The 26,234-nt window shown below is 51.7% G+C and carries 20 protein-coding genes and 11 pseudogenes; 14 read left to right on the top strand and 17 right to left on the bottom strand.

All coding sequences use genetic code 11. The features are described from left to right. Nucleotides 1-709 (bottom strand): annotated as a pseudogene (locus HGO40_RS02900) (ABC transporter permease subunit); the annotation flags it as partial. A 58-nt stretch (nucleotides 710-767) separates the two neighbouring features. Then, a pseudogene (locus HGO40_RS02895) lies at nucleotides 768-1,430 on the bottom strand (type 2 periplasmic-binding domain-containing protein); the annotation flags it as partial. Between the two features lie 288 nt (nucleotides 1,431-1,718). Between HGO40_RS02895 and HGO40_RS02890 the strand changes: the two are divergent. The 4 genes and pseudogenes from HGO40_RS02890 (at nucleotide 1,719) to tnpC (ending at nucleotide 4,708) form a co-directional block, all read left to right on the top strand. Continuing rightward, complete coding sequence (locus HGO40_RS02890) at nucleotides 1,719-2,144, top strand: winged helix-turn-helix transcriptional regulator (RefSeq protein WP_250961811.1); 426 nt, start codon at nucleotides 1,719-1,721, stop codon at nucleotides 2,142-2,144. A 112-nt stretch (nucleotides 2,145-2,256) separates the two neighbouring features. Further along, nucleotides 2,257-2,340, top strand: a pseudogene (locus HGO40_RS30755) (transposase domain-containing protein); the annotation flags it as partial. A 444-nt stretch (nucleotides 2,341-2,784) separates the two neighbouring features. Beyond that, a complete protein-coding gene (gene tnpB / locus HGO40_RS02885; RefSeq protein ID WP_250961810.1) occupies nucleotides 2,785-3,120 on the top strand; it encodes an IS66 family insertion sequence element accessory protein TnpB in 336 nt (111 codons plus the stop codon). A gap of 61 nt (nucleotides 3,121-3,181) precedes the next feature. After that, entirely contained in the window at nucleotides 3,182-4,708 is a 1,527-nt protein-coding gene (gene tnpC / locus HGO40_RS02880) for an IS66 family transposase (RefSeq protein WP_250961809.1), read from the top strand. Between the two features lie 60 nt (nucleotides 4,709-4,768). On the opposite strand, the gene HGO40_RS02875 is transcribed toward tnpC, so the two are convergent. After that, nucleotides 4,769-5,188, bottom strand: coding sequence for a DUF6691 family protein (locus HGO40_RS02875; protein ID WP_250961808.1), 420 nt, complete (start codon nucleotides 5,186-5,188; stop codon nucleotides 4,769-4,771). Nucleotides 5,189-5,190: 2 nt separating this feature from the next. After that, nucleotides 5,191-5,625: a YeeE/YedE family protein gene (locus tag HGO40_RS02870; protein ID WP_250961807.1), complete on the bottom strand. Its 435-nt coding sequence runs from the start codon at nucleotides 5,623-5,625 to the stop codon at nucleotides 5,191-5,193. 260 nt (nucleotides 5,626-5,885) lie between these two features. On the opposite strand from HGO40_RS02870, the pseudogene HGO40_RS30610 reads away from it, so the two are divergent. Beyond that, nucleotides 5,886-6,167: pseudogene (locus HGO40_RS30610) on the top strand (type II toxin-antitoxin system ParD family antitoxin); the annotation flags it as partial. A 197-nt stretch (nucleotides 6,168-6,364) separates the two neighbouring features. On the opposite strand, the gene HGO40_RS02860 reads toward HGO40_RS30610, so the two are convergent. The 3 genes and pseudogenes from HGO40_RS02860 to HGO40_RS30495 form a co-directional block, all read right to left on the bottom strand. After that, on the bottom strand, nucleotides 6,365-7,228 hold the full coding sequence (locus HGO40_RS02860; RefSeq protein ID WP_250961805.1) for an alpha/beta fold hydrolase: 864 nt from the start codon (nucleotides 7,226-7,228) through the stop codon (nucleotides 6,365-6,367). 1,123 nt (nucleotides 7,229-8,351) lie between these two features. Next, nucleotides 8,352-8,662, bottom strand: a pseudogene (locus HGO40_RS02855) (transposase domain-containing protein); the annotation flags it as partial. Between the two features lie 99 nt (nucleotides 8,663-8,761). After that, nucleotides 8,762-8,890, bottom strand: a pseudogene (locus tag HGO40_RS30495) (transposase); the annotation flags it as partial. A 153-nt stretch (nucleotides 8,891-9,043) separates the two neighbouring features. Here HGO40_RS30495 and HGO40_RS02845 point away from each other — a divergent pair. Next, nucleotides 9,044-9,276, top strand: a pseudogene (locus tag HGO40_RS02845) (beta-propeller fold lactonase family protein); the annotation flags it as partial. Between the two features lie 255 nt (nucleotides 9,277-9,531). Here the strand turns inward: HGO40_RS02845 and HGO40_RS02840 are convergent. The 7 genes from HGO40_RS02840 to HGO40_RS02810 form a co-directional block, all read right to left on the bottom strand. Continuing rightward, entirely contained in the window at nucleotides 9,532-9,810 is a 279-nt protein-coding gene (locus tag HGO40_RS02840) for a hypothetical protein (RefSeq protein ID WP_250961804.1), read from the bottom strand. Nucleotides 9,811-9,909: 99 nt separating this feature from the next. Continuing rightward, the gene (locus HGO40_RS02835; protein ID WP_353050711.1) at nucleotides 9,910-11,238 is read right to left on the bottom strand and encodes an amidohydrolase; all 1,329 of its coding nucleotides are present in this window, start codon (nucleotides 11,236-11,238) and stop codon (nucleotides 9,910-9,912) included. Nucleotides 11,239-11,274: 36 nt separating this feature from the next. Then, nucleotides 11,275-12,648: an OprD family outer membrane porin gene (locus HGO40_RS02830; protein WP_250961803.1), complete on the bottom strand. Its 1,374-nt coding sequence runs from the start codon at nucleotides 12,646-12,648 to the stop codon at nucleotides 11,275-11,277. 186 nt (nucleotides 12,649-12,834) lie between these two features. Further along, on the bottom strand, nucleotides 12,835-13,566 hold the full coding sequence (locus tag HGO40_RS02825; protein WP_250961802.1) for an MBL fold metallo-hydrolase: 732 nt from the start codon (nucleotides 13,564-13,566) through the stop codon (nucleotides 12,835-12,837). Nucleotides 13,567-13,575: 9 nt separating this feature from the next. After that, nucleotides 13,576-14,358, bottom strand: coding sequence for an amino acid ABC transporter ATP-binding protein (locus tag HGO40_RS02820; protein WP_250961801.1), 783 nt, complete (start codon nucleotides 14,356-14,358; stop codon nucleotides 13,576-13,578). A gap of 20 nt (nucleotides 14,359-14,378) precedes the next feature. Next, nucleotides 14,379-15,068, bottom strand: a complete 690-nt coding sequence (locus HGO40_RS02815; protein WP_250961800.1) for an amino acid ABC transporter permease — start codon at nucleotides 15,066-15,068, stop codon at nucleotides 14,379-14,381. Nucleotides 15,069-15,079: 11 nt separating this feature from the next. Next, nucleotides 15,080-15,904, bottom strand: coding sequence for an ABC transporter substrate-binding protein (locus tag HGO40_RS02810; RefSeq protein ID WP_250961799.1), 825 nt, complete (start codon nucleotides 15,902-15,904; stop codon nucleotides 15,080-15,082). A gap of 135 nt (nucleotides 15,905-16,039) precedes the next feature. Between HGO40_RS02810 and HGO40_RS02805 the strand changes: the two genes are divergently transcribed. The 5 genes and pseudogenes from HGO40_RS02805 to HGO40_RS02790 all read left to right on the top strand — a co-directional run bounded on the left by HGO40_RS02805 (nucleotide 16,040) and on the right by HGO40_RS02790 (nucleotide 20,567). Further along, nucleotides 16,040-16,924: a LysR substrate-binding domain-containing protein gene (locus HGO40_RS02805; protein WP_250961798.1), complete on the top strand. Its 885-nt coding sequence runs from the start codon at nucleotides 16,040-16,042 to the stop codon at nucleotides 16,922-16,924. 238 nt (nucleotides 16,925-17,162) lie between these two features. Beyond that, nucleotides 17,163-17,702: pseudogene (locus HGO40_RS30750) on the top strand (MCP four helix bundle domain-containing protein); the annotation flags it as partial. 222 nt (nucleotides 17,703-17,924) lie between these two features. Beyond that, nucleotides 17,925-18,788 (top strand): methyl-accepting chemotaxis protein, encoded by an 864-nt coding sequence (locus HGO40_RS30745; protein WP_502943183.1) that lies wholly within the window; start codon nucleotides 17,925-17,927, stop codon nucleotides 18,786-18,788. 212 nt (nucleotides 18,789-19,000) lie between these two features. Then, nucleotides 19,001-19,792: a hypothetical protein gene (locus HGO40_RS02795; protein ID WP_250961796.1), complete on the top strand. Its 792-nt coding sequence runs from the start codon at nucleotides 19,001-19,003 to the stop codon at nucleotides 19,790-19,792. A 358-nt stretch (nucleotides 19,793-20,150) separates the two neighbouring features. Continuing rightward, nucleotides 20,151-20,567, top strand: a complete 417-nt coding sequence (locus HGO40_RS02790; RefSeq protein WP_250961795.1) for a VOC family protein — start codon at nucleotides 20,151-20,153, stop codon at nucleotides 20,565-20,567. A gap of 28 nt (nucleotides 20,568-20,595) precedes the next feature. Here HGO40_RS02790 and HGO40_RS02785 read toward each other — a convergent pair whose 3' ends face one another. Further along, nucleotides 20,596-21,510, bottom strand: a complete 915-nt coding sequence (locus tag HGO40_RS02785; RefSeq protein ID WP_250961794.1) for a LysR family transcriptional regulator — start codon at nucleotides 21,508-21,510, stop codon at nucleotides 20,596-20,598. Nucleotides 21,511-21,747: 237 nt separating this feature from the next. On the opposite strand from HGO40_RS02785, the gene HGO40_RS02780 reads away from it, so the two are divergent. Then, on the top strand, nucleotides 21,748-22,107 hold the full coding sequence (locus HGO40_RS02780; protein WP_250961793.1) for a hypothetical protein: 360 nt from the start codon (nucleotides 21,748-21,750) through the stop codon (nucleotides 22,105-22,107). A 451-nt stretch (nucleotides 22,108-22,558) separates the two neighbouring features. Next, nucleotides 22,559-22,992, top strand: a pseudogene (locus tag HGO40_RS02775) (transposase); the annotation flags it as partial. A 78-nt stretch (nucleotides 22,993-23,070) separates the two neighbouring features. Here the strand turns inward: HGO40_RS02775 and HGO40_RS30740 are convergent. Both HGO40_RS30740 and HGO40_RS30735 read right to left on the bottom strand, forming a co-directional pair. Continuing rightward, complete coding sequence (locus HGO40_RS30740; protein ID WP_502943182.1) at nucleotides 23,071-23,856, bottom strand: methyl-accepting chemotaxis protein; 786 nt, start codon at nucleotides 23,854-23,856, stop codon at nucleotides 23,071-23,073. A 69-nt stretch (nucleotides 23,857-23,925) separates the two neighbouring features. Then, nucleotides 23,926-24,828: pseudogene (locus HGO40_RS30735) on the bottom strand (HAMP domain-containing protein); the annotation flags it as partial. Nucleotides 24,829-25,507: 679 nt separating this feature from the next. Between HGO40_RS30735 and HGO40_RS02765 the strand changes: the two are divergent. Next, a pseudogene (locus tag HGO40_RS02765) lies at nucleotides 25,508-25,959 on the top strand (IS5 family transposase); the annotation flags it as partial. Nucleotides 25,960-26,234 lie beyond the last annotated feature (275 nt).

Raw genomic sequence — 26,234 nt, 5'->3', positions numbered from 1 at the left:
GGCGCGCCGAAGATCAGTGCGCACACCGCCGGGATCACCAGGAACAGCGCCAAGCCGACCCAGAATTTATGGAACGGCTCGCCGGTCGCTTCGAAACGCTTGTTGGCCCAGCGGGTCATCAGCACGATGGCGACGATCGCCAGCACCACGCTGACCACAAACGGCCAGAACCCTTCGGCCATCAACGCCGCCGGCATGTTCAGGCCCCGGCTGCTGACGAAGAAGGTATCGCCGAAGTTATGGCTGTTGCGCGGCCCTGGCATGGTCAGGAACACCGCGAAGTACCAGAACAGGATCTGCAGCAGCGGCGGGATGTTGCGAAAGACCTCCACATACACCGTCGCCACCTTGGCGATGATCCAGTTCTTCGACAGGCGGGCCACGCCGACGATGAAACCGAGGATGGTCGCCAGGATGACACCGATGAAGGTCACCAGCAGCGTGTTCAATAGACCTATGACGAAAACACGCGCGTAGGAGCTGCTTCCACATACGAAATCAGATGCTGCGCAACGCCAAAGCCAGCACTGTTCTCAAGAAATGCAAAGCCAGAAGTAATTCCGCGATGCACAAGGTTTGTGTAGGTATTTTGGTAGAGCGTCCACCCCATCGCAAGCACGGCGGCAACGATCATGATCTGGAAAAGCAGCGCGCGCATAACAGGATCATTAAATGACACCAGGCGCTTTGAGCCATTGTTCATTTGCATAGGTACACCGGCAGGACAAACAAGAAAACGCCCGGCCTGCGGCCGGGCGCAATAGACTTTAGCGAACAGGTGCTGCGTACTGAATGCCACCTTTGTTCCACAGCGCGTTCAGCCCGCGCTTGATCTTCAAGTCACTGCCATCACCCAGGTTTCGCTCAAACGACTCACCGTAGTTGCCTACCTGCTTGACGATCTGGAAGGCCCAGTCGTTCGGTAGATTCAGATCCTTACCCAACGTACCTTCGCTTCCCAGCACCCGTGCAACATCAGGATTGTTGGTGCTCTGCTTTTGCTCGGCCACATTTTTGGAAGTGATGCCCAGCTCTTCGGCGTTGAGCATTGCATTTAACGTCCAGCGCACCACCGTAAACCACTCCTCGTCACCTCGTCTTACCGCAGGAGTAAGGGGTTCTTTCGAGATAACTTCCGGTAGCACGACATAGTCATCAGGCGTCGCAAGTTTCAATCGCTGCCCATACAACTGCGACTGGTCAGAGGTCAGCACGTCGCAGCGCCCAGCTTCGAGCGCCTTGAAGCTCTCGTCAGAGGTATCAAATGAGATGGGGGTAAATTTCAGTTTGTTCGCACGGAAGTAATCTGAAAGGTTCAGCTCGGTGACCGTCCCCGCCTGGATGCAGAATGTTGCACCATTCAGCTCTTTGGCGCTCTTCACGCCCAGTTTTTTATTGACCAAAAACCCTTGCCCATCGTAGTAACGTACATGCTCACTCCGATGGGTGACGCACTCAAACCGACACTTGTTCTCCTAGAACAATGGAATCATGAGTGGTTGCCAGAGAGCGACCAGCCTCAAGCAACAAGCCTCACGCGCCTTAAATGCCGCCACTGCAAGGTGGGGCTAAAGCTAATTGTCTTGTGTCGGCACTGTAACGAACCCCTATCACTGGGAAACGTAAAGCCATTACTTTATCAGCAGCTGCCCGAAACCATTCCACCTCTTAAATCCTACAGAAGGACACGCCACACACTGGCCAGCAAGGAAAGAGTCATGCCTCCTCTGTCCCTTAGCGCCGAAGAGTGGCTACGCGACAGATGGAGCAGCCTAATAATTGGCGCACTCCTGTTTGGCGTTCGGCGGTTTAACGACCTGCAATCGATCCTTGATATCGCCCCAAACATACTTTCAGGACGACTTGAACTCTTGCAGCAGGCCGGAATGGCTTGCCGACGCGACGACGGCTACAGGCTTCTCTCGCGAGGTGCAGCCCTGTATCCCGCCATCATGGCAATGTCAGACTGGGGCAGAAAGTGGCTGCCTGCCTCGCAAGCAGGCGAAGCGGGTTGGCGCATGTTGCATGTGACTTGCGGAAACTGGGTCGAACTGAAATATGCCTGCTTCGAGTGCAGAAGCGACTTCAACTCAATCAAGCAGGGCCCGAAAGCCCTCCCCGAAACTAGTAAGGTGACGACATGATTGATTGCAATCGCCCGCTGCGTCGGCAGTGCGGGCAGCCATTCGTGCCAGTGCTGTGCTGCAGACCCGCGCCGACTTTGCCAGATCAGGCCAAAATCGACGACAGACTCATCGGGCCTATTTGAAGGACGTACTCCTGCGACTGCCAACGCAACGGGCGAGCGAGATCGCGGAGCTGTTGCCGCATAGCTGGATGCCGTTACGCAACCGTATGCGTCCGGCCAAGGCATCTACCCAGCCCCGCAAAGCTAAGCCATGGTGTGCCCTTGAATTTAAGTGGGCACCAGTTCTAGCCTTTTAAGCGGGTATTTCATGCAGCCAACACGCCGTTCCTATTCAAAGTCCTTCAAAGCCCATGTCATTCAAGAGTGTGCCAGCCCGGCGCTTCGATTGCCAGCATCGCACTCAGCCATAACCTCAACGCAAACCTCGTCCACAAATGGATTCGGCTGCAAGCGCAGAAAAGCACAGCGCTACAATCTGCATTTATTCCGTTACCCGTGCCGTTGGCCGGGGCAAAGTCCCACTCATATTCATCGAATATCTACGTTGAAATACAGCACCCGCGCGGCACAGTCAAAGTGAACTGGCCCACTGAAAATGCTACTGCCTGCGCGACCTTTCTTCGAGACCTTTTGCGATGATCCGCATTGACTCCATCTGGCTCGCCACCGTACCGATGGACATGCGCGCAGGCACCGAAACGACGTTAGCCAAGGTGATCGCCGTGTTCGGTGCGGCGCAGCCGCACTGTGCTTATCTGTTCGCCAACCGCCGCGCCAATCGCATGAAAGTGCTGGTGCATGACGGCTTTGGAATATGGCTGGCGGCGCGCCGGTTGAATCAAGGCAAGTTCCACTGGCCTGGCATTCGCCATGGTTCTGAGATGGAACTGGATACCGAGCAACTTCAGGCATTGGTGCTGGGTCTGCCATGGCAACGCGCAGGTTCTGGAGGCTCGATCACACTGCTTTAACGGCTGCCATTAGCCTATCGGTCTATCGCCGCGAAGCGCCTGCTCTGGCAAAATCCGGCGCATGACTTCTTCTCCCAATCTCGACCAAATGTGCCCCGACCAACTGCGTGCTTTGGCAGCGCAGTTGCTGTCGCAAGTCGACACGATGGGCAAGAAAATCAACCGCGACCAAACGCTGATCGAGAAACTGACCCACGAGATCGCCCAGCTCAAGCGTTTGAAGTTTGCCAAGCGCAGTGAGCAGATGCATCCTGAGCAGGCCAGTTTGCTCGATGACCTGATCGATACCGATATCGCAGCGATTGAAGCAGAGCTTCAGGCCTTGCAGACAGTGCCAGCGGCGACCGAGAAAAAGCAGAAACCCAAGCGCACTGCATTACCGGCTGAGTTTCCACGCACACTGATCCATCACGAACCGGACAACACTCACTGCCCATGCGGCTGCGCCCTCAAGCGCATCGGTGAGGACGTTAGCGAGAAAATGGACTACACGCCCGGCGTGTTCACCGTCGAACGCCATGTCCGTGGCAAGTGGGTCTGCGATGACTGCGAAACGCTGATCCAGGCACCGGTTCCGGCGCAGGTTATTGATAAGGGCATCCCGACTGCGGGTCTACTTGCACACGTAATGATTGCCAAGTTTGCTGACCATCTGCCGCTTTACCGTCAGGAATCGATCTTCGGTCGAGCAGGCTTGGCGATTCCACGTTCAACATTGGCGCAATGGGTTGGCGTAACCGGCGTGCAGTTGCAGCCGCTGGTCGACGCGCTGCGTGACGTGGTGCTCGGGCAGCAGGTCGTCCACGCTGATGAAACACCCGTGCAGATGCTCGCTCCGGGCTCAAAGAAAACCCACCGTTCTTATGTTTGGGCCTACGCCACCAGCCAGTTTTCGGACTTGGCAGCGGTGGTTTATGACTTCAGCCCCAGCCGTGCGGGAGAGCATGCTCGCAACTTCCTGCAAGACTGGAAGGGTAAGTTGGTTTGTGATGATTTTGGCGGCTACAAGGCCAGTTTCGAACTCGGAGTGACCGAGATCGGGTGCATGGCCCATGCGCGGCGCAAGTTCTTCGAATTGCATACCACCAACAAGAGTATGCTCGCCGAGCAGGCGCTGCGCTATATCCAGTTGCTTTACGAAGTGGAGAGCGAAGTCCGCGACTTAGAACCTGATTTACGGCGGCGAATACGGCAAGAAAAAGCCGTACCGGTGATGGATAGGCTGCATGCCTGGATGATCGTCCAGCGTGATCTCGTGCCCGAAGGTTCGGCTATCAGCAGGGCGCTGGATTACGCCCTGAAACGCTGGACAGCGATGTCGCGATACCTCGATGACGGGGCCGTACCCATAGACAACAACTGGGCAGAGAACCAGATCCGACCTTGGGCTCTTGGACGCAAGAACTGGCTCTTTGCAGGGTCGCTACGCAGTGGAAAACGGGCGGCAGCGATCATGAGCTTGATCCAATCCGCGCGGCTCAACAGGCATGATCCGTACGCGTATCTTAAAGATGTCCTCACGCGCCTGCCGACGCAGCACGCGAGTGAAATCGATCAGCTGCTGCCGCATAGTTGGCAGCCGATCTAATCACGCAAAGCGTGATAGCAGCACATAGCTAGGAGCATGTTGTCCATAGCCATCAGCTAATTAAGACGCGCGTCGACTTTCCAGAATGGAAAAAAAGTACATGCCAGCCAGCATGGCTAAAAAGAATATGAGGGCTTTCCAATGCCAGGTAAGTAAAAGAGCGACTGCTGGCCCAGGGCAGATTCCCGCAATTCCCCACCCTATACCGAACAACAGGCTGCCACCAATCAAGCGTGCGTCCAACTCGTTTTTCAGTGGTAGCTGCATGCGGGCTCCCAGTAAAGTTCGCCTTTTCTTACGCGCCCAATTCAGAGGGATGACCGCTACTGAGATCGCCCCTAGCATTACCAGTGCGAGTGACGGATCCCAGGCCCCAGCCACATCAAGAAAGGCCAATACTTTAGCGGGGTTCGCCATGCCTGCCAGTAGCAGACCCAATCCAAATATCAAGCCTGCAAAAAATGCAGTTAATTTGATCATCTTTAAACTCCCAGCACATGGCGACTGACGTATACCGTCGCAAATCCAGTAGTCATAAAGCACGCTGTTGCTACGATGGAGCGAGGTGATAGTCGGGAGACCCCACATACTCCGTGGCCGCTCGTACAGCCCGAACCGTAACGCGTTCCCACGCCAACGAGCAGACCCGTTATGACTAGGGCAGGCCACTCTGTATTAATCGCTATCTTTGGCAAGACAGTGAACGCGCCCCACAACAATGGTGAAATCACAAGGCCAAGCAGAAACAATGCTTTCTCGCTCCAGCCTTCACTGGGAAATTGCATCACGCCTCCAAGCAAGCCGCTGATGCCTGCGATACGGCCATTTGCGAGAATGAACAAGCTGACGGCCATTCCTATTAAGGCTCCACCGCACAATGAAGTCCATGGCGTGAAGTTGATCCAATCAATGCTCAATTTGTATCTCCTGCACAAAGGGCCGGTAAAGGACGTTGATAAGCAAAGCATAATAACCATTCGTACGGCTCGGGGTATCTGCGGGGAAAATTCCCTGAGGCCAGACAGAACGCGGTGATCAACCAAGATGTGTTTGGCAGACGCTTACACGCAACCTGTGATCCCCGCGCGCTTACCTCGCTTTCCCCCTGAAAGTCCACACTGTTACGTGATTCGAGCACCATATAAACCTATGTAGCACTGTCAGCCCACGCCGGTTGATTAAGTCTGAAGATTTTCGGTCCGACAGACGGACGAGATCTTCAATCAGACACTTGGTCCAGTCCTGTCGTTATCAAAATGCCGGTGAAATGATGCGAGAAGGTTTACGTTTTGTAGAGCAGCGCATCGCGACGACACCGCAACAATTGAGGCTCTACGCCAGGCGACCTCGCTCGGCCTCATGGAATTGAGCTCGAGTGCTTCACTCAGGTGAACGAAGGGGATAAGGAGCTTTCCTCGGGAGGTTGATCCTGGAGGCATCCCTCCCGCAACAGAGAAACACTGAGCATGCCGCCATATCGGATTCCAACTCGGCGCGCGCCGACCGCGAAAGCCGGCGCAAGGGAAAGATCTTCGAACTGCTGGAGTTTATGACCAGCGACCTGCCTGACATCAATCTGCCAGAGGTGAAGTTTCTTGCGACACAGAATCCCTGAAGCTCTTAAACACCCCAAAAAAGGCGGAATGACCTGTAATTTTAGCAGGTGGCATCCACTAACAACTCCCGACCAATAACGTCCTTCAGAAACCGATCAATCAGCGCATTAACCTCATCCGGATTTTCCAATGCGGCCAAATGCGCTGTTCGTTCAATCACCACAAATTCAGCCCCTGGGATGGACCGCGCCATGGCTAGGGTTTCGCTGACCGCGAAGGTACGATCCTCTTTCCCCGCCACCACTAGGACAGGCGAGCGGACTGCCGAAAAAAGAGGACGTTGATCGGGACGTCTGGGCACCACGCTCTCGACTGCCCATGCGATCGATTCGACGTCGCAGGTCTTCAGTGCCTGCTGGATATGGGAGATGACATGAGGTCTTTCACGCTCGGTAGTCGGTCCGACAAACGCACGGGTGGCAACAGAGATCATGATGCCACGAAATCCACCTAATAGCCTGATCACCCGCGCCAGCAGCGGAAATTCCAATCGATGCCTCCAACCAGCCGGTGATGCCGTGCAGTTCATCAACACGACAGCGTGGACCCTGGCGGGATGCACCGCTGCGAAGGTTCCTCCGATCATGCCGCCCCAGGAGTTGCCGATGAAATGGGTTCTTTCAACACCCATTACATCTAGTACGTCGACAACACATTGCGCGCAATCTGCAAAGGTAAAGGCCCGCTCTAGTGTTGCGCTGTCGCCATGACCCGGTGGGTCGATCAGGATGACCCGATACCGTTTGCTGAAATGATGAACCTGGGCCATCCACATCCGTCCATTCATCAGTAGGCTGGACCACAACACTATCGACTCACCATGCCCGATACTGCGTACTCGCAAACGACCGAGGCAGGTGGGGATGTCCTGGGCGTTCAGATCTTCATACGCAAGCGAGTGCATAGAGTGCTCATCAATATGGGAATGGTTACACAGCCTACATCGTTCGGGCGCTGGACAGCGTTATCGATCATTATCAATTGCAGTGATGCTTTGTGGCATTCATCCTTTACGCAATGAAAAGTATATGAATGGAGCGTGCCTTTTAATCTATTAAGCAATATTTATCTTCCGCTGGGGTAGCGAAAGTCATTTTCATTTTTAAGCAACAATAACTCGCATTACTGAGGATTATAATCGACCTCGAAGAATGACTACTCCTCAACCATTGGCCTGCTATTCAAATATGCGGATGGCTGATTGACTGTCGTGTTTTACTCCACGTGGTAAAAACTTTAGCCACCTTACTCACGTAAGGTGATTTTTTAGTTCTTCATGTATTACCACAGGCAGCCATCGTCTAAGCCCTGCACTACCCTGCCGTGCCAACTGGCAAAGGTGAAGCCCTAGGGTACGGGTGGACGCTCCTCCTTTTGAGCAAGATCCGAACGCGCCGCTGAATGTCGTCGTATAGCGTTTCATTTTTCTCTGGGACCTGAAAAGCCATGAGCATACTTTGCTAGTTCGCACGTTCGGTACTGACCGTATTGGTTATTTCTCAGCGCGACTCGCTGGACTTGCACACACCTGAAAGAGGCGCAACGCCAAACCTTTTAATACCGCCTTTCACCGCAGTGTTCATCGAGCTCAAAAGGATACTGATAACCACTGCGCGTTTCCGAATTTCCGGCTTTTCAAGTCCAAAGGAATGATCTGGTGACCAGAAGGTTTACGGATCAGTCCATCACAAGGGCATCAACATCTGAATGACATGCGCTTGAGATCCAACTCATTAGCGCCCTTTGGACTGCACCTTACCGTCTATCAACGTAACCACCATGTAGACGTATAGCTCATTGCCCCAGGCGTAAACGACGGAGCTGCCAAGGCTGGCTGACTCTTTGCCCGTAATCTTCACAATGTCCAAAACCTCTTCGTAAGTCATACTGTGCTTGATTTCAGCGTATTGCTCACCACTGATGTTCGGACGGTTAGCCTTAAACGTCTCGAGATCAGGGAAACCGCCTTGATAGTTCACGCTGTTGTCGCCCCCTGTAATCACCGGACTGTTGTACCGAAGAGCTATGACCTGCAACGATTCAAGTTCAGCTTCAATCGCGGCAATATCGGTATCGATCAAATCATCGAGCAAGCTGGCTTGCTCCGGGCTGAGTTGCTCGCTGCGCTTGGCGAACTTGAAGCGTTTGAGCTGCGTTATCTCGTGACTGAGCTTTTCGATCAGTGTCTTGTCGTGATGGATCTTCTTGCCCATGACCTGGACGGTGTGCCCATCGTCTCGACTTGTTTATCGAGCGCCGAAAGAAGTTACAGCAACTGCGCAGACTCGGCGCGCAGTTGCCCAGGATTGAGTTGATAGGGGTGTGGGATCGAAGTCATGTCGCCGAGCTTGCCAGATCCGCTTAAAGGCGACGACAGGATCGATTGACCGGCCATAGACAGTTCGATGGTCGCCGACGCTTCGGTTGGCCGCTTGGGGGCAGGCTTTAATTGGACGAATGCCGGCAGCGAGGTCGTGGACTGATCTCGCATCCATTTGCGGATGACGTTAGCGTTGATACCGTGGCTGATGGCGACGCTGGAAACGGATGCTCCGGGTTGCAAGCATTCCTGAACGACCTAGCCCTTGAATGGGTTCGGAAAAGAGTTTCGCTGGCGCATGGAAATCTTGTCGATAAGGGTGATCGCGTCCGCTTAAAAATACGCGGACACCATCGCCCTTAAAGCTGGCGTTCGGAAGGTGAGTTCGCCGGACGCTTACGCACCAGCAGCTCCGTTTCGACATTTGCAGGCGGATTGAGTGTTCTCGAGAACTACCGGAGGAAGAGAAGCAGCCGCGCAATATTGCTTTTTCACCCAACGGGCGCTGGCTGCTGGTAACGGGCGAGAAAAGCGAAAAAGTCGGCACTTACGCAATCAGCAATAACGGCGCCTTGAAACGTGTCGGTGAAGCAGCATCGGGCAAAGGTGCGTTATGGATAGAGGTACTGTAAACGTCGGCAAAGTAGTTCGAACGTAAAGACCGAGGCATGGAGGTCGGGAACTGGCTTACTCCGACCGCCTTGGTCTGTCGGATGCATAAGCGCAACACAAGGTACTTGCCTTGAATCGCCGTGGATTTTTTCGGAGACATCGACTGCTGCTTTAAGCCGTATCTACTGACGGCAAAGGTCTGCCATCAATCAAACGCACAAGCCCGCTCTAAGGCAATCTAAGGAGACAAGGGGGTCACTTACGACCCCGATATTTTAACGCATAGGATTATCGAGTCTTACAACCATTTTACGAGTTTTCTTTGGTTCAGTGAGCTCTACATCATCAAGAAAAATTTTAACGTTGATACCATCTGGAATATAAGCGACTATCCCACCTGGAGTGATTTCAAAGTCAATATCGCTGATATTGGCTTGAGGTGTCGATATACGCGCAGTGGCTTGGCTGGCAATCCAATATTCGTGAGACGCGGGCTCGATCACAAGCAACATTCGAACTCGGCTACCATTTATAAACTTAAAATCGAACGCCATCCCTCCTCCCTTATCCTGAGCACTACGCGAAATCAAACACCAACTTACCCAAAAAAAGCCTCAGCAACTCAAACAAACATGAAATTTATCTTATGAATCCTACTTGCACATCAAGAGATTCGGGTAATTAAGAACAAACTGAATGTGAGCCTTAATCCCAGTTGCAAGGGTGGCATCATCCACAGTGAAGTGGGGGCTGTGATTGAAAGGTTCGCTTGCCATATCTTTATCTTCAGGTGTCGCCCCCACCAAAACATAGAGCCCTGGAATACGCTCAGAAAAATAAGAGAAATCCTCACTTGGTGCTAGGCAGTTCGGCATAAGATGCACTTTTCCTGGAGCTGCGGCGTCTAAAGCTGGCAACATAGAATTGGTAAGGTATGGATCATTCACCGTCACAGGGCCATACGCTGCGATTTTAACCGCCGCTTCTGTGCCAAACGCTGTAGCAATATGCTCAACCAGCGGCGGCATATTATCCAGAATCTGCTTACGAATATCTGGACTATTGGTACGGATAGTTCCAGTGATCAACACAGACTCAGGAATAATATTCTCCGCAGTTCCTCCATGTATAGAACCGACACTGACAACCCCGGTCCCTTTCGAAAGGTCAGACTTTCGACTTATGAGGGTCTGGAGACCATCGATAATTTTGGCGCTTGCCAGAATCGAATCAGAGCCAGTCCACGGTGAGGATCCATGAGTTTGATTGCCTTTGACAGTGATTCGGAATCCATCGTTACTGTTTAATACAGGGCCGGGCCGATAGAAAATATGTCCCGTTGGGTAGCCTGCAAGAACGTGTAATCCGAAAATCGCCTCGACTTTGGGATTATCCAATACGCCGTCACGAATCATAGCTCTAGCACCAATCACTACGGTGTTGTCAAAATCGTCAACATCCGCCGCCCCCTCCTCCGCAGGCTGAAAGATGAAGACTACAGTGCCTTCGATTTTGTCTTTGTTGGCCGCAAGCACCATCGCTGCCCCAATCAAGATTGCAGTATGGGCATCATGGCCACATGCATGCATCACAGGAACAGTTTCACCGTGGTAAAGGCCAACATCCTTGCTCGCAAATGGGAGCCCGGTTAGCTCCTCGACTGGAAGGGCATCCATATCCGCCCTGAGAGCGACACCCGGCCCAGGAGTATCGCCCTGCAAGATTCCAACAACGCCAGTATTACCAACTCCTGTTTGCACCTGAATGCCGAGTGCCAGCATTAGATTTGCAACCAATTTTGCGGTGTTGATCTCCATGTTCCCCAACTCAGGATGCTGGTGGATCTCATGCCGCAAAGAGATGGCATTTTTTTCAATTGCTGATACGCACTCATCAACCCAGCTCGGAACGCACATACTTTTATCGCTTAGAGCTTCGGTGACAGGAAGTACTGAGTGGCACTGAACATTATCTACGATCATGACAATCTCCTTTACAGACCGTTGCTAAGAGAAACCTTAAAACAATGAAAATGGCACGGTTGTGACTAAACGAAACTCGCCGACATTTCCATCCGCTTGAAATTGTGAAGCTGTATGCTTTGTGTAAAGCGCGCGAACAGATGAGCTTTTTAACTGACCACTTTGGATAACATAAAAAGCCCCGACACCGGACTCATGATGACGTTCACCATCTTGACTTCGGACATCGTAAGCAGTGCCTTTATAATTGGTACCATCAATGTCCCATCCACGAATGTGATAAACGCTCAGTTTCAAGCCGGGCACTCCGTATTGCGCCATATCGACAGCGTACGAGAGTTGTAGTGACTTTTCGTTGGGGCCGTTATAGTCGGAAAGCGCTGCGTTTGCGAGATAGATCCCACCCGTCTCATGGAGATAATCAAAATACTCATCACCAATTATTTGCTGATACGCCAACGTGAGAGTATGCCCAAGGTGTTTTAGCGCAAAAGCGAGACTGTAGGCGTCATTATCGATATCGCCCAGCTTTTTTTGACCAGAATCTTTAGTTTTATAATAATTCAAACTGGTATTCAAACCAAGTTTCGAAGCATCGCCCAGATCGTGACTTGCACCGATATAATATTGATTCCAAAAATCTTCCACCTGGGTGGCGTAAAAACTGGTAGAGAGATTTTTCACCGGCTTGTAGCTCACACCGAATACATTAACCCGGTCTGCTTCGGCAGATATAGCCTGGTACTCCCCCCTAAACTTTGCCAGGCTTTGCTCAGTGCGCGGAGAGACCCTGTCAAACGATCCAAAATCCAACGACACGTCATCAAACTCCGCACTGTGCACGGAGACACCTTGAAAGCTGGAAGGAAGAGCCCGAGTCGGCATAACTTCGACTGTAGGACTGGAAAAGCTTTGCCGGCCTAAAGTTACAGTCGTATTTGATATACGCATCTTGGCGTTGGCAAGACCTAATTTACTCCACTGATCAACAGCATCGCCATTGTTTTCGGCGAGCGTCCGGTTAGACCCATTAGCAATGTCTTTTCGACTGCGGTCTAGCGCAACGGTATTGTAGAGGGCGACTTGAGTCGCGAAACCTACCGTACCTTGGGTGAATCCTGATGTATGATCGAGGATCGTACCTTGTACCCAGTTAATACGGCGCCTCGTCGGTTGAAATTGACCGTGTTTTTGATAGCGAAATGCCTCACCGTTGTACCTGAGCTCATTTGAATACCAGTTTTTAGTCAACCCGGTGAGGCTCTGCCCTTCCAAGTAACCCTCCGCCTGAGACTGCTCACTAACTCGAGTGCCTGTAGCAGGCTTTTGATCGGAGTTGGTGTCAGCCAAGGCAACACAGGACATGCTGCTAATAACCGCCATGATAACGGCTTGTTTGTTAAACGACATACTGCGCTCCTATTTTATTTATTTTAGAACAGCAAGCGTTTATACCCAGCCGAGTTATTAACTCCCTAGAAAATACAAAATCCATTTTTCGGCAAAGCAAATCACGCTACGAAAACACATTCGCACTATTTAATATTTTTTTGAAGATCTTGCCACGCCAAAAATGCAAGCCAACACTATTAGCAGTCAGTCCAACTTAGCTTCCTTAGAGTTACCTTCAATATATGCAGTAGCGATTTCCTTCACTTCCTCGCCAGTCATGACTCCGCCATGCCCACCGTAAGCAAAACGAATATTCATATCCCTCAGACGGGCCATCGTCAATTTGTAAAGATCGCGATTCGAACAATCAAGATTGTCGACCAACCCGCCTTTGTAAATTACGTCGCCGGTAAAAATCTCTTGACTACTTTCATCAAGCAAGCAAATCGAGCCATGGGTATGACCAGGCATGTGTAGAACCTTGAAACTTCGATCACCCAGTTCGATGACGTAGCCTTCTTCAACGGCTAGTGTTAAGGGTGCCTCACTGATTCCGTAGTCTTGAATATTCCATCCATGTATCGGGCTTTTGCGCACCGGATCCTTTAGCGTTCTGAACACCGAAACTAAAGTCTCGTGCTCCAGCATGCCCGCAAATTCACGAGCCTCTGCAGGATGCCCCAATCTGACCGGAAACTCATGGAAGCCACCCACATGATCTGCGTGAATATGAGTTGCAACCGCAATGACTGGTTTTCCAGGCTCCAATTCCAAGGCGGGCACCAACGGCAGAATCCCCATACCAAAGTCCACCACGAGGTCTTTATCACGGCCCTTCACATGGAAAATGTTTGCCGAGAAGTAGGGATGGACAAATGGCTCGGTTATCAGAGTAATATTGTTTCCCAACTTCTCTTTTACGAACCATGTATTCACGTTCGCTCCTTAACTTAGCAGTTGACTTAAAAAACCTTGGGTTCGCGCGTGCCGAGGTGCACCAAACAAATTATCCGGTGTGCCGCTCTCCAAAATCTGCCCGCCATCCATAAATACAACCTTGTCTGCCACTTTTCGAGCGAATCCCATTTCGTGAGTAACACACACCATGGTCATCCCCTCTTCAGCAAGAGAAATCATCGTATCCAATACTTCTTTAATCATCTCTGGATCGAGCGCTGAAGTTGGCTCATCAAATAACATCACCCTGGGATTCATGCAGAGCGCTCGAGCAATTGCCACTCGCTGTTGCTGTCCGCCCGAAAGCTGGTTTGGATAATCATGGGCTTTTTGAGGAATGCGTACCCTTTCGAGAAAGTGCATAGCTAATTCGTTGGCATCCTTGCGAGATATCTTGCGAACCCAACGCGGTGCGAGCGTGCAGTTTTCCAAGATAGTCAAATGCGGAAACAGATTAAAATGCTGGAACACCATACCAACTTCACTTCTAATCTTATCGATGCGCTTCAGTTTGCTACTCAACTCAACACCATCTACAACAATACTTCCCTCTTGGTGCTCTTCGAGCCGATTTATGCATCGAATCAGGCTGGACTTCCCCGAACCTGAAGGGCCGCAAATAACTACGCGCTCGCCTTTTCGAACTTCGAGGCTCACATCCTTCAACACCTGAAAATCGCCGTACCACTTATTGAGCTTTTCAATATGAATAAGCACTGGCGCAACCTGCTCAGATCGGACACCAACCGGCTTGATAGCTTCCATATTCATAGGTCACCTAATTATTTTACTTATACGGCGGCACGGTGCCCGCGCGAAAGTTTACGTTCAATACGAATCTGAATTGCTGTTAAAACAGAGACCATCGCGAGATAATAGACGAGCGCAGCGCTGTACCATTCCAGGAACTGGAAGCTGGTGGCAATGGCAAATTGTGTCACGGTCATCAACTCCGACAGCGAAATTATCGTCGCCAGCGAAGTCGACTTCAGCAACGAAATAAACTCGTTAACCAGTGCAGGCAGGGCTATACGCATCGCTTGAGGCAGAATCACTAGAAAAAACATTTGACCATTGTGTAGACCTAGCGCTGAAGCTCCCTCACGCTGCCCCACGTTGACAGCAGAGTATGCACTGCGAAAAATTTCGGTTAAGTACGCAATCTGAATTAGCGTCAAAGCAATAAAAGCTGCAAGAAATGGTGTAAACCAATCTCCTCGAAATCCTGGGAAGATTTGAGGTAAACCATTCCATATGAACAACAACACCAACAAAGCAGGAGCGCCTCGAAATAACCAGACATACACAGCAATAGTCCAGCGAGCCGCTTTATTTTTCGATGTAGCCAACCGCCCCGTGAACATGGCAATTGCCAGCGAAACAGCCATCACGGATACTGATAGGCTTATCGTCAGCAAGGCGCCAATTGCTAATGGGCGTCCAAGCAGAGCGGTGGTAAAAAGAGAAACGTCAAACATCATGATCTGCGGCCTTATTGATCTGCGACTTTGAAGTCAGTCGAATCACTAGGGAGATTCCATTTAGTTAGAAGAGCTCCAAACTCCCCACTTTGTTGCATCTGAGAAATTGCCTGTTGAACCTGACTCTTATCACCTGCACTTTGCCGCATATAGATACCGAAGTAGTTAGCATCTCCATAGCTATAAGGAATGCTAAGCTGCCCTGGGAGCTGGCTGCTGCGGTAAGCCGCCGTGGTGTCCTGCGTAATCGTTGCCGCTGCACGGCCAACCAAAACTTGCTGAATCACCGCAGAGGCTGATGGATAAGTTTGAATTGCCACGGGTTTCTTGCCTTGTGCGATCAGTTTCTCATTCAGCTGCCCGGCGATACTTTCATAAGTAGTACCGGCTTCCAGAGCAACCAACTTTCCTGATAAGTCCTCAGGCTGTTTGATATCACTATTTTTTGCTGACGTCACCATCACCACTGATGTTTTAAAATAGGCAACCCCATCGTAACGCTTCAATCTATCTTTCGTAATGGAAATACCACTTATGACCAGGTCACAACGCTGTGAGTCCAAAGAAGGCAGAAGACTTTTAAAGTCCCCAACGACCAATGTTGGCTTCACATTCCATTTTTTGGCCAGTGCGTTAATGACATCAACTTCAAACCCGACCATTTCCGTATCACCCGGATTCGCATAAAACTCCATTGGAGGAAACTCACCTGCGGTGCAGACTTTCAAAGACCCGTTGGCGGTGAATGTCGGGGCCTCGCCGCTCTCAATCGCCCAACTGTTACTGCAGAACGCGATAGTGAGTGCAAGGACCAAAGGACTAGGAAGGCTCTTCATGCTGATCTCCGGTTTTATTGTTTAGTAGGAGTACATTTCTGTGGGCACATTCATAGTGGCTGGCAAGGCTTACGCAATCAAGCTATCCTTTCTAAACGCAAAAACGTAAGTTTTTCTAATATATAGGTGCGCACCATGAGCTTGCCCCCTCTTCACAGCTTTAGGGTTTTTGAAAGCGTAGCCCGACTCGGCAACGTAGCTGCCGCAGCCGTGGAGCTTCATGTGACATCCGGAGCTGTGAGCCAGCAATTGAAGGTGCTTCAAGGCTGCCTGGGCATTGACCTAATGGAGAAAAAAGGGCGGCAACTCGTCCTTACAGAGGCAGGAAAGGTGCTGCAGAAACATGTCGCGAGCGCAATTGGCGAACTTGAAGTTGCCGTTCACACCCTGCGTACGAACGCGCACATGGTTAAGCCAGTCCAGCTGACGCTGTCTATTCCACGGGTACATGGAATCACGTGGCTCGCAACGAGACTGTTCGCCTTCATGGAAGAGAATAGAAATATAAAACTGAACGTGATCAGCGCCGGTAGCACAGGGCAAGTTGACTGGCGCAAAGCCGACGTTGCGGTGGTGTACGGCACCCCTCCATGGTCAGGGTTTTGGTGGCGACTACTCCACGGTATTCGCCTTACTCCCGTCTGTAGCCCTCAGCTATTGAGGGGGCAACACGCAATACGAAGCATTGCGGATCTCAGCCACCACCGATTGCTTCATGAGGACGACGGTACGCAATGGCGGCGCTGGCTTGCAGAAGCACGGTCCAGCCAGGGTGGAGATTCGGATATCTATTTCGACGATTTCGGAATGGTTCTACAGGCTGCGAGGGATGGATTTGGAGTGGCGCTGAGTGATGAAATTGTCTCTGCGCGCGATCTCGATGACGGACGGCTCGTTCAACCTCTAACGTTGACCGTCCCAGCGCTTCACAGCTATTACTGCATATGCAGCGAAGGCAGCAGGGAGCGACCAGAGGTAATTAGTTTTATTGAATGGTTGTTATCAGTAGCGAGAAATTAGCTACCAACTTTCCCTGCAAAACCTCGCAAAACATTCACGATCTTAGTCCCTCCGCACTCAAAGATTTTTCCAATCCATACTTGGAATCCTGACAGGAGGGCCGTGAGGAATATGATGCGGTGTCGAGTGCGTGCTACCCCATACAAGCGAATGTCGCAGTATCGAACTCATTCCACCTAGATTGCTAGCTACCATTGGCCGGATTTTCGCGGTACCCCACTCGCCAAAGGAGTTGATCATGTTCATGAGGAATATGCGAATAGGTCGCAGAGCCGGAATCTGCTTTTCGATACTTGCTCTCATGTTAATGGTCATTGGGATATTCTGTCTAAATCGCATGGCGAGCCTGCGAGCGAGCACTGAAGTCATTGAGAAAGTCTGGTTACCAGGTTTCGAACGAATGCATGACATCTCTAACAACATCGCAGCCATACGCCAAGAATGTTTACGGCTCGTCGTAGATAGTCGTGAGGGACATCAGGATTCTAGCTCGGCAACGATCAAGACAGAAAGTAGTGAGCTTAAGGAAAACGTAAGTCAGTACGAATTGACATTGACTACACATAATGAGCGACAACAAATCGAAACTCTAAAGTCGCAGATATCGGAATATCTCAAGATTACTGCGTTGCTCGAGTCCAAAATTAGTAGCGGTCAAACTCAACATGCCTATCGTATTCTCAATGAAAATTTGGCCCTAATCAGTGCGAGCCTGGAACAGCAACTGATAGAGCTTATCGAGCACAACCAGAGGGGGGCCGAATCAGCCTCTCTTACCGCTCAGGTAATCTACAGGCAATCTTTGTGGCAAGTAGGCTTGGGCATAAGCCTGGTGATACTGATTACGTTCGCCCTCGCATGGCGACTCACTCGAAGCATCATCATCCCGATCAATGAGGCACTTTCCATCGCCAGAAAAATTGCGAAAGGAGATCTTCGAGGTGACATCTTGCCTGGCGGGAAGGACGAGCCCGCCTATCTGCTCAAAGCGCTCAGCACAATGCAGTCCAACCTGCGTGAAACCTTGAAATGTATTGGGCAATCGGCAGCTCAGCTATCTGTCGCAACGGATCAAGTGAACTCGGCTATGCGCATGAGTACCGATGGGTTGAGGCAGCAGACGAAAGAGGTTGAGCTAGCAGCATGCGCCGTGACCCAAATGAGCAGTTCCGTTGAAGATGTAGCAGCAAGTGCCGCCTCGACTTCTCAAGTGGCCCAAAGTTTGAATGCATCCACAAAAGAAGGTGAGCAGCAGGTTGCCCAAGCAACCGAAGCCATTCAACACCTGGTAGACCAAGTGCTCTCGTCCTCCAACCAAGCCTGTAGCCTCGCAAGCCAAGCTCAAGGGATCAGTAAGGTCTTGGACGTCATCCGTGACATCGCAGGGCAAACAAACCTACTCGCCCTCAATGCCGCAATTGAAGCCGCCCGCGCTGGCGAGGCCGGTCGGGGATTCGCAGTCGTCGCCGACGAAGTCAGAGCCCTTGCAAGAAGAACCCAAGAATCAACCACTGAGATTGAAGGCATGGTGGTATCGATTCAACAGGGCACGCAGAGCACCGTGGAAATTATGCAATTAAGCGCTGCTCAAGCAAATCACACGCTGGCACGGGCTCAAGGCGCCAGGCATGCACTCAGCGAAATTGCCAGAAATATGTCACAAATAAATGAGCGAAATCTGGTCATCGCGAATGCGACCGAGCAGCAAGCCAATGTCGCCAGGGAGGTGGATCGAAACCTGCTGAATATAAGCGCTCTTGCCAAACAAAGCGCCACTGGAGCACATGACACAGCTCAGACCAGCCTGCTACTGACTCAGATGGCTGGAGAGCTCAACGGGCTTGTGAGCCGATTCGAACTGTAGGGCACGTTTATAGTAGCTGGAGTTGTAAAAGCGGATCCAACTGGCGGAAGAAACCTCGAATGTTGCTAGATTCTAAGTGCAAGCGTTAGAAGCCAGCATCATTCGTGACCTGCATAAGGCTAGTGAGAACTATCGATTTCCATTGCTGTAGCTTTTGGCCGACGATCCTTTCAGCGCGATGCCTAGCGCCAAAAATCAAACGGAGAAAGATCATGAAGAAAGTCAAAGAGATCCTCACGTCTACCGCCCTGGCACTTTCCATTGGCGCAACGGCAAGCGCCGTAGCAAGCGATGTCGTCTCCCTCAAATTCAGCGATGGTCGACCTGATATTGTTGGTGTGAACGATGTCAACGCGGCGTTGAAACCGATTGGCGTACATGTAACGACTGTCGATATCCCGGAATCGGCAAAAGCAGTTCTCGCGACATCTCATGAGAGAGCCTTAACCGAAGACGAGAAGAAAAGCCTGATCGGAGTCTTCAGCCTTACGAACGGCCAACTCCTGGAACAAGTCCAACTTGCGGGTCGCCAGCCTGCGGTACCAGGCGGAGGGGTTCTGACTGAGGAAACAGGGTTCGGCCCTTATCCAAAAGTTTACGACATGAAGGCCTTGGACGACAAAACGCACAAAGCGGTGTTGGAAAAATATGGCCGGATGCATGTGAACTCTGCTGATGATGGAACAGACGTCGATGAAGTGATGACTGTTGTCGCAGGAGGTCCCTTCCGCTGGGGCTTCACGATGCCGGACGGTTCGATTGCTCGATTCCAGGTTGAGAAGATCGAACTCAATGACAGAGCTGTACGTGTGAGCTATCACGGCCTCGGCATGCACGCGGGGATCATGGATGCCAGGCAAGGACTCATTGTGGCCTATGGTCACGGCCCAAAGGAATTCACCATGCGCTATAAAGCAGATGTCCCTCATGCCAACCTACTCGGCACCAATCCATGGGTAGACTTCAGCGGTAAAATGCCGGTAGTGCTGGATAAAGTTAAGTAACCTTTCGCTACCACAAACTGCATGGCGAGTCGCAGAGCTGATCTACCGTTTCTGGTTTCGGTCTGATCTCAATGCCGGTGGCTCGCCATGCTGTAACACCCGAAGCGGTGACAGTGTCTATCATTAGTTAGCGCGACACTGTTAGCCACGCTGGCACCCCCTGAAGGCTTTGGCTAGCCCTACTCCAACGACTAGAAAATTCTAATTCGCTTCGTTGGGCCGAATTTTTCGGTACGTGTTTTTGACCTCCGCTTCCAAGATGAATTTCACCGCAAGGCCTGTGCATTTTCGACGCAAAGACTAGGGCCTCAACCATGAGCATTGCCCCATCGCTCGTATGACCTTACAGGAGACTCTCATGATCCCATTCGAAATCAAGCATCTCGACCACGTGGTGCTACGAGTTCAAGATATGCCCCTCAGTATTGAGTTTTACATTCGAACTCTTGGCTGCCAGATAAAAAAACGCCGAGACGATCTGGGCATGATCCACCTCGGCGCAGGCTCGTCCATGATCGATCTAGTAGATGTTCACGGGCCTCTCGGCATTCAAACGGGAGGAACTCCAGATCGCAATCATCAAAACGTGGATCATTTCTGTCTACGTATTTCTCCCTTTAACGAAGCCAATATTTTAGGTCACTTGCATTCACTTGGGATTCGGGCCGAGAAAGCGGTCACGCGCTATGGCGCCGAAGGTGATGGCCCATCCATCTACTGCTTCGATCCAGATGGCAACCAAATTGAGCTTAAAGGGCCACCAGCCTCAGTTTGAGCCAAAGCACACCGTTCGGCATGGACGACTATCGGTGGACGCTTCGCTGTCCGCACTCAACGAAGCATCTACGCAGCCATTTCAAAGCTGGATCTGCGTCCTTTCTGACATGCCAAGCTTGTTGATAAGAAATTCGAGGCAGTTCCAACGGCGGCTCAAAGCAGTGCAAGTTAGGGAAGCGATCCATACTGATCAATGCCCTACTCGCTATGGTGAGGATCAGGTCGGTGCCCTCAATCATTTCGACTGCTGCAGTCCAATGAGGAAGCGCCAATGCGATGGATCGACGTAGACCTTTCGCACTCAGCGTTTTCTCGATTTCGTCATTTGCATCAGGGCGCAGAGCCAACATCACGTGCGGGCGATCTAACCACTCATCTAGAGTAAGAGTTCGATCAACTGGAATGGCTGCTTGGTCTGCCACGCTCACGAACTGATCTGGAAAAAGATTCTCAACCATGATTTCTTCTGGGGTGTCAGGGAAGATCCCCAATGCGAGATCAAGCTCTCCATCAGCCAATTGCGCATTCATTGCCTCACGGCTGGCTTGGCTAATCGCAAGTTCCAACCCTGGAGCCTCAGCCCGAACTCTTCGAACAACGGACGGCAAGATGGTTTTCGCCGCGTAATCCGACAGAGATAAACGAAGCCGAGCCCGAGCGGTCTCTGGATTAAAGTTTGTCTCTCCCAGAAGTCCGTTCAGGCTGAGCAACGCAGCCTCCAACGGGATGATCAAAGCCTGCGCCTTGGCCGTAAGAGCCATGTATCCATCTCGCCTGATCAACAACTGGTCGTTGAAGTGTTCTCTCAGTTGTGCGAGCGAGTGGCTCACCGCCGGCTGACTTTTATGCAACCTTATAGATGCTCTTGTGACATGTCTCTCAATGAGCAACGCGTGAAGTGTCAACAGCAGATTCAGGTCAATTCGGCGTAGCTCATCCATACGAAAGCCAGACATCGGTAGTCAATAGAATAAAGAATATATCAGCCCCTCATCATCCATCCTAATTTGACCAATCCGCGAAATTGCGCATCTACACCAACGTCATTCGCAAGAGGGCACCGCGTTACCGAGATCAGCCAGCGCGGAGCCGTCTGCCCCCCCTTACAATATTTTCTCCCTATCGCACTCACTAGAAGCTTTAGGAGGGCAAAAGTTTTCACGTTTAGAAATCATGGATTGTACGATGAGGAACACGATATCTTTCTGGCCGGCGACCATATCTATCCTTCTTGGCTCCTGGCTGGGAATGTACAGGACTATGTCTCGCCGCTCAACGCCACATTGAAGGTCATTACTCCGCAAACCATTGTCTACGGTGCTCACGCCGATGAGGATCCGAGCAAGGTACCGGCTATGACGCACGCTGACATTCAGGCGATCCGCGATAAGATGATTCAAATTCAGACGGGACGCGCCAAAGGCAAAGCTTTCAGCGACCCAGAGCTGATCAAGAGCTCTGAGCTATACAATGTTGATAAAGGCATCAGCATCCTCACCAACATTCAGTTCACCGATGGCCGGAGATACGGTTACTGATCGGACTGGCCCGTTGTAGACAGCAACCATTCGATAAGCGCCCGGATCTCCGGGCGTTTGCGTGAACTCTCGGAATAGACAACATAGTCGCTATGAGCGGCTGGTACCGATACAGGTAGCGGACATACAGGCCGCCCCTCGTTGAGATCCCTGGCGGATACCGTTTCGTCGCTCAGTGCAACACCGAAGCGTTCACGAATGGCCTGCGATACTATACCGAAGTCTTCAAGGTGTTTATTTTCAGTACCCCACCTCAGAACAGCAGTGGGACGTCGAATCATCACTACGCCCTACTTCTTAGATGCAGACCCAGCACCCAAGCGTTCTAGAAGATGAGCTTTCCCCTTTTGAGTACGCCGGCAAGCGCAAGCAAGCTTCCTTGCCCAAATGGATCAGGTGGCGTCCTGGAGTGGTTTATTGAGGGTAATCGAACCGTATTACCCGAAGGCTGGTGGTGGTGCTAACCCAAGTTGCTGAGCTGCTACATGGCGAGGAAAACGCGGTCTATTCGGACGCCGGTTACACCGGCGTCGAGAAGCGTGATGAACGCAAAATTCGGAAAGTGATCTGGCAGATCGCGGCGCGACGTAGCACTTATTGCAAGCTCAATAAACGCGGCCTGCTCTACAAGGCCAATGCAAAATCGACTACCTCAAAGCCTAGACGCGGGCTGAGGTCGAGCACCCATTCCGCGTGATCGAACGTCAGTTTGGCTATGTGAAAGTGCGCTTTCGCTGACTGATAAAAAACACTGCTCAGTTGACCACGCTGTTCGCCCTTTCAAACCTTTGGATGTCCCGAAAGCAGCTGATGGGTATGGGAAAAAGTTACATGTGTAAAACATCGAAATGGGTTGAGAAGCCCGACAAGGCGGTGCGCACGTGACGTTTCGCGATAAATAGCGCTGAACGGCACGGAATATTCAACTTGCCGCGCGATTGCGGCAAGTTGATCGGAGCGTCCCTATATTCTGAAGCTCTTCACTAACTGGCTTAGTTGCGCAGCCTGCTGCTCAAGCTCTTTACAGGCCTGCAGCGTGGTACGCAGGTTCTCCACACCATCCCGATTCAGGGTGTTGATCTCGGTAATGTCCTGATTGATGGATTCGACAACGGCAGTTTGCTCTTCAGTAGCAGTGGCTACCGATTGATTCATACTGTCGATCTCGTCAATTCGGACAGTGACACTGCCAAGGCGCTCACCGGCCAGGTTCGAGACCTGAACGGTTTTATCACTCTGCCTCTGACTCTCCTCCATGGTGCTAACGGCACTACGAGAACCCGTTTGCAGTTCGTCGATCATCTGTTGCACCTGCTGAGCCGATTCTTGTGTGCGATGCGCCAGGTTGCGCACTTCATCCGCCACTACGGCGAAACCGCGTCCAGCCTCGCCCGCCCGAGCCGCTTCGATTGCAGCATTCAATGCCAACAAATTGGTTTGCTGAGAAATACTGGTGATCACCTCCAGAATCTGCCCAATGTTCACCGTTTTCGCATTTAAGGTTTCGATAGTGCCGCAGGACTCGCTGATTTTTTGCGATAGTTCACGCATGGACGTGATTGACTGGCCCAGAACCTGCTGGCCCTCGGCCGAGAGGGCGCTAGCATCCGCGGAGTGCTCAGAGGCAATGGCGGCATTGCGAGCGATTTCCTGGGCGGCTGCGCCCAATTCATTGATCGCCGCAGCAACACTGGTTGTGCGGGAAACCTGTTGGTCGGAGTTGAGTAACGATGCGTTGGATGCGCTCACCACCCTCGAGGCAACTTGGTTCACGTGGAGGGTTGCCGACGCCACATCCTTGATCGACTGATGCACACGTTCTACAAAACGGTTGAACGCCGTACCAAGCTGCCCGAACTCATCCTGACGCACCACCACCAGACGCCGGGTCAAATCGCCTTCGCCGTCAGCTATGTCCTGCATGGCCCGTCCCATTGCAAAGAGCGGCTGCATCAGGACGCGCGTCAGAATACTTAACAATGTGATGATGACAATCACCGCGATCACCGTAGCAATCGCGGCGGATACGCGAAACTCCTTCAGCATTGAAAAGGCGAAGGACTGCTCCAGAGCCAGGCCGATCTGCCAGTTCGCGGAGGGTATGCCCTTCAGCGGATTGAAATGCACGAGCAGCGCTTTGCCATTGGACTCAACCTCGCTCAAACCATTCTTCGCCGTCAGACCACTGCCGGGGAACGCCTCCGTCAGGTTTTTGAGAATCAGCTCCTTGTCCGGATGAATCAGAATCTTGCCATCTGCGTTAACGATAAACGCATTGCCGTGACCATCGAAATTGAGCGAGTTGATGATCGCGCTGACACTCGCCAGGTCAATATCTGCGCCCGCCACGCCGATAGTCTCGCCGGCACGTTTGACCGGCGTCGCGACGGTGATAACCAGCTTGCCGGATGAGGCTGCAACGTAGGGTTCGGTCACGACGGTACGACCCGCAGTCATGGCTGCCTTGTACCAGCCACGTGCGCGAGGATCGTAATCCGCCGCACGCGAAGCCGCCGGTACCGAGAACATCAACCCATCCGCGCCGCCAAAATAGCTGATTTGAAAAGCAGTACCGTAAACGGGTAAACCCACAATACTCTTAAGCTTGTCGAGCGCCGAGCCCTCTACGCTGATCTGTTGGGCCATGGAGTCGACGAGCGACATATTGCCCTGCAGCCAAGTTTGAACATTGGATGTGGTTAATTCGCCCAGATCTGCCATGGAGCGTGTGGCATTCGCTTGTAGGGTTTGCCGTTGCTTGTAGTCGTTGAATAGCACGAACAAGGTGAACGCAAATACCACCGTCAATCCTGCAGCCAGCAAAATTTTGTGTCGAAATTTCAGATCAAACCCCATACCGCTGCTCTCCAAAATCTAAAAAAGGCGAAAAGTCCTCATGCACGTCCTGTGTATGAAGGTGTATCGGCCGCAACATATGGACCATTAGGGGTGATCAAAAAAATATGACTAGCTGAGCCCCTCAAGAAGCCTGATCAACGCAATATCAGGAATAAAACTCCTTTTATTGCGGTGCGAAATTGAAAGCGGCTTTAAGCCATTTTTCGCGATAAGGGGCGTGACGCACTGGCTGTGTTCATGGCACTGGGGGTGGCTTTTATAAAGTTGCTGTTTTGGGATTCTTTTTTCAAAAAACGTGTAGCGTTGCCGGGATACAAACAGTTTCGCATCTGGTGACGGTTAAACGGCTCGCCCCGTATACCCGTTAAATAGGTCTAGCCTCGCTTGTAAGGGAAACCTGGCAGCAATAACGTACACCGCTAAGTTTACGTTCTTACTCGATTTTTAGTATTGGAGATAAAGCTTCAAAGGTTTATTGTGAGGTTGGTTTTGAAGTGGCGGTTTGAACTTTAGTTGATTTTTACGAGTCTGTGGATGGTAGATAGCCCCTGGCATCACAAGCTTCCTTGCCGAAATGGATCAGGTGGTGCCCTGGAGTGGTTTGTTGAGGGTGATCGAACCGTATTACCCGAAGGCTGGTGGTGGCGGTAAACCGTATCCACTGGAGACCATGTTGCGCATTCACCTGCTGCAAAACTGGTTTACGCTGAGCGCCCTAACCATGGAAGAAGCGCTCTACGAAATCACGCCCATGCGCCAATTTGCCCATCTCATGCTGAGCGCGCCAATCCCCGAAGACACCATGATCATGAACTTCCGACACTTGCTGGAGAAGCATAAATTGGTGCCTGCGATCCTGGCTCTCATCAACGGTTATTTGCAGGAAAAAGGTCTGTCCCCGCGCCAGGGCACCATCGTCGATGCCACGACTATTCATGCTCCCAGCCAGCCAAGAACGAGGAAGGCAAGCGTGATCCTGAGATGTATCAGACGTGACGCTTCGCGATAAATAGCGTTGAACGGCATGGAATATTAAACTTGCCGCGCGGTTGCGGCAGGTTGATCGGAGCGTCCCTAAGCGACATGACGGGCGTCTATTCCGTAAGACTGGCCTTGACGTAGTGGGTGGGCGAGCCAGCGATCCAGCCCGTGGCGCAACCATCCGCTGGCGCAGATGGGAATCTAATTGATTGTTACCCGATGCCGAAGGACGCCGCTGCATTTTGCATACATACCATGAGACTATCCTGAGACAGAAACGGAACGGG

This window comes from Pseudomonas sp. CG7 (assembly GCF_023701885.1).
Classification (GTDB): Bacteria; Pseudomonadota; Gammaproteobacteria; order Pseudomonadales; family Pseudomonadaceae; genus Aquipseudomonas; species Aquipseudomonas zanjanensis.
This window is presented reverse-complemented; position numbering and strand designations above follow the sequence as displayed.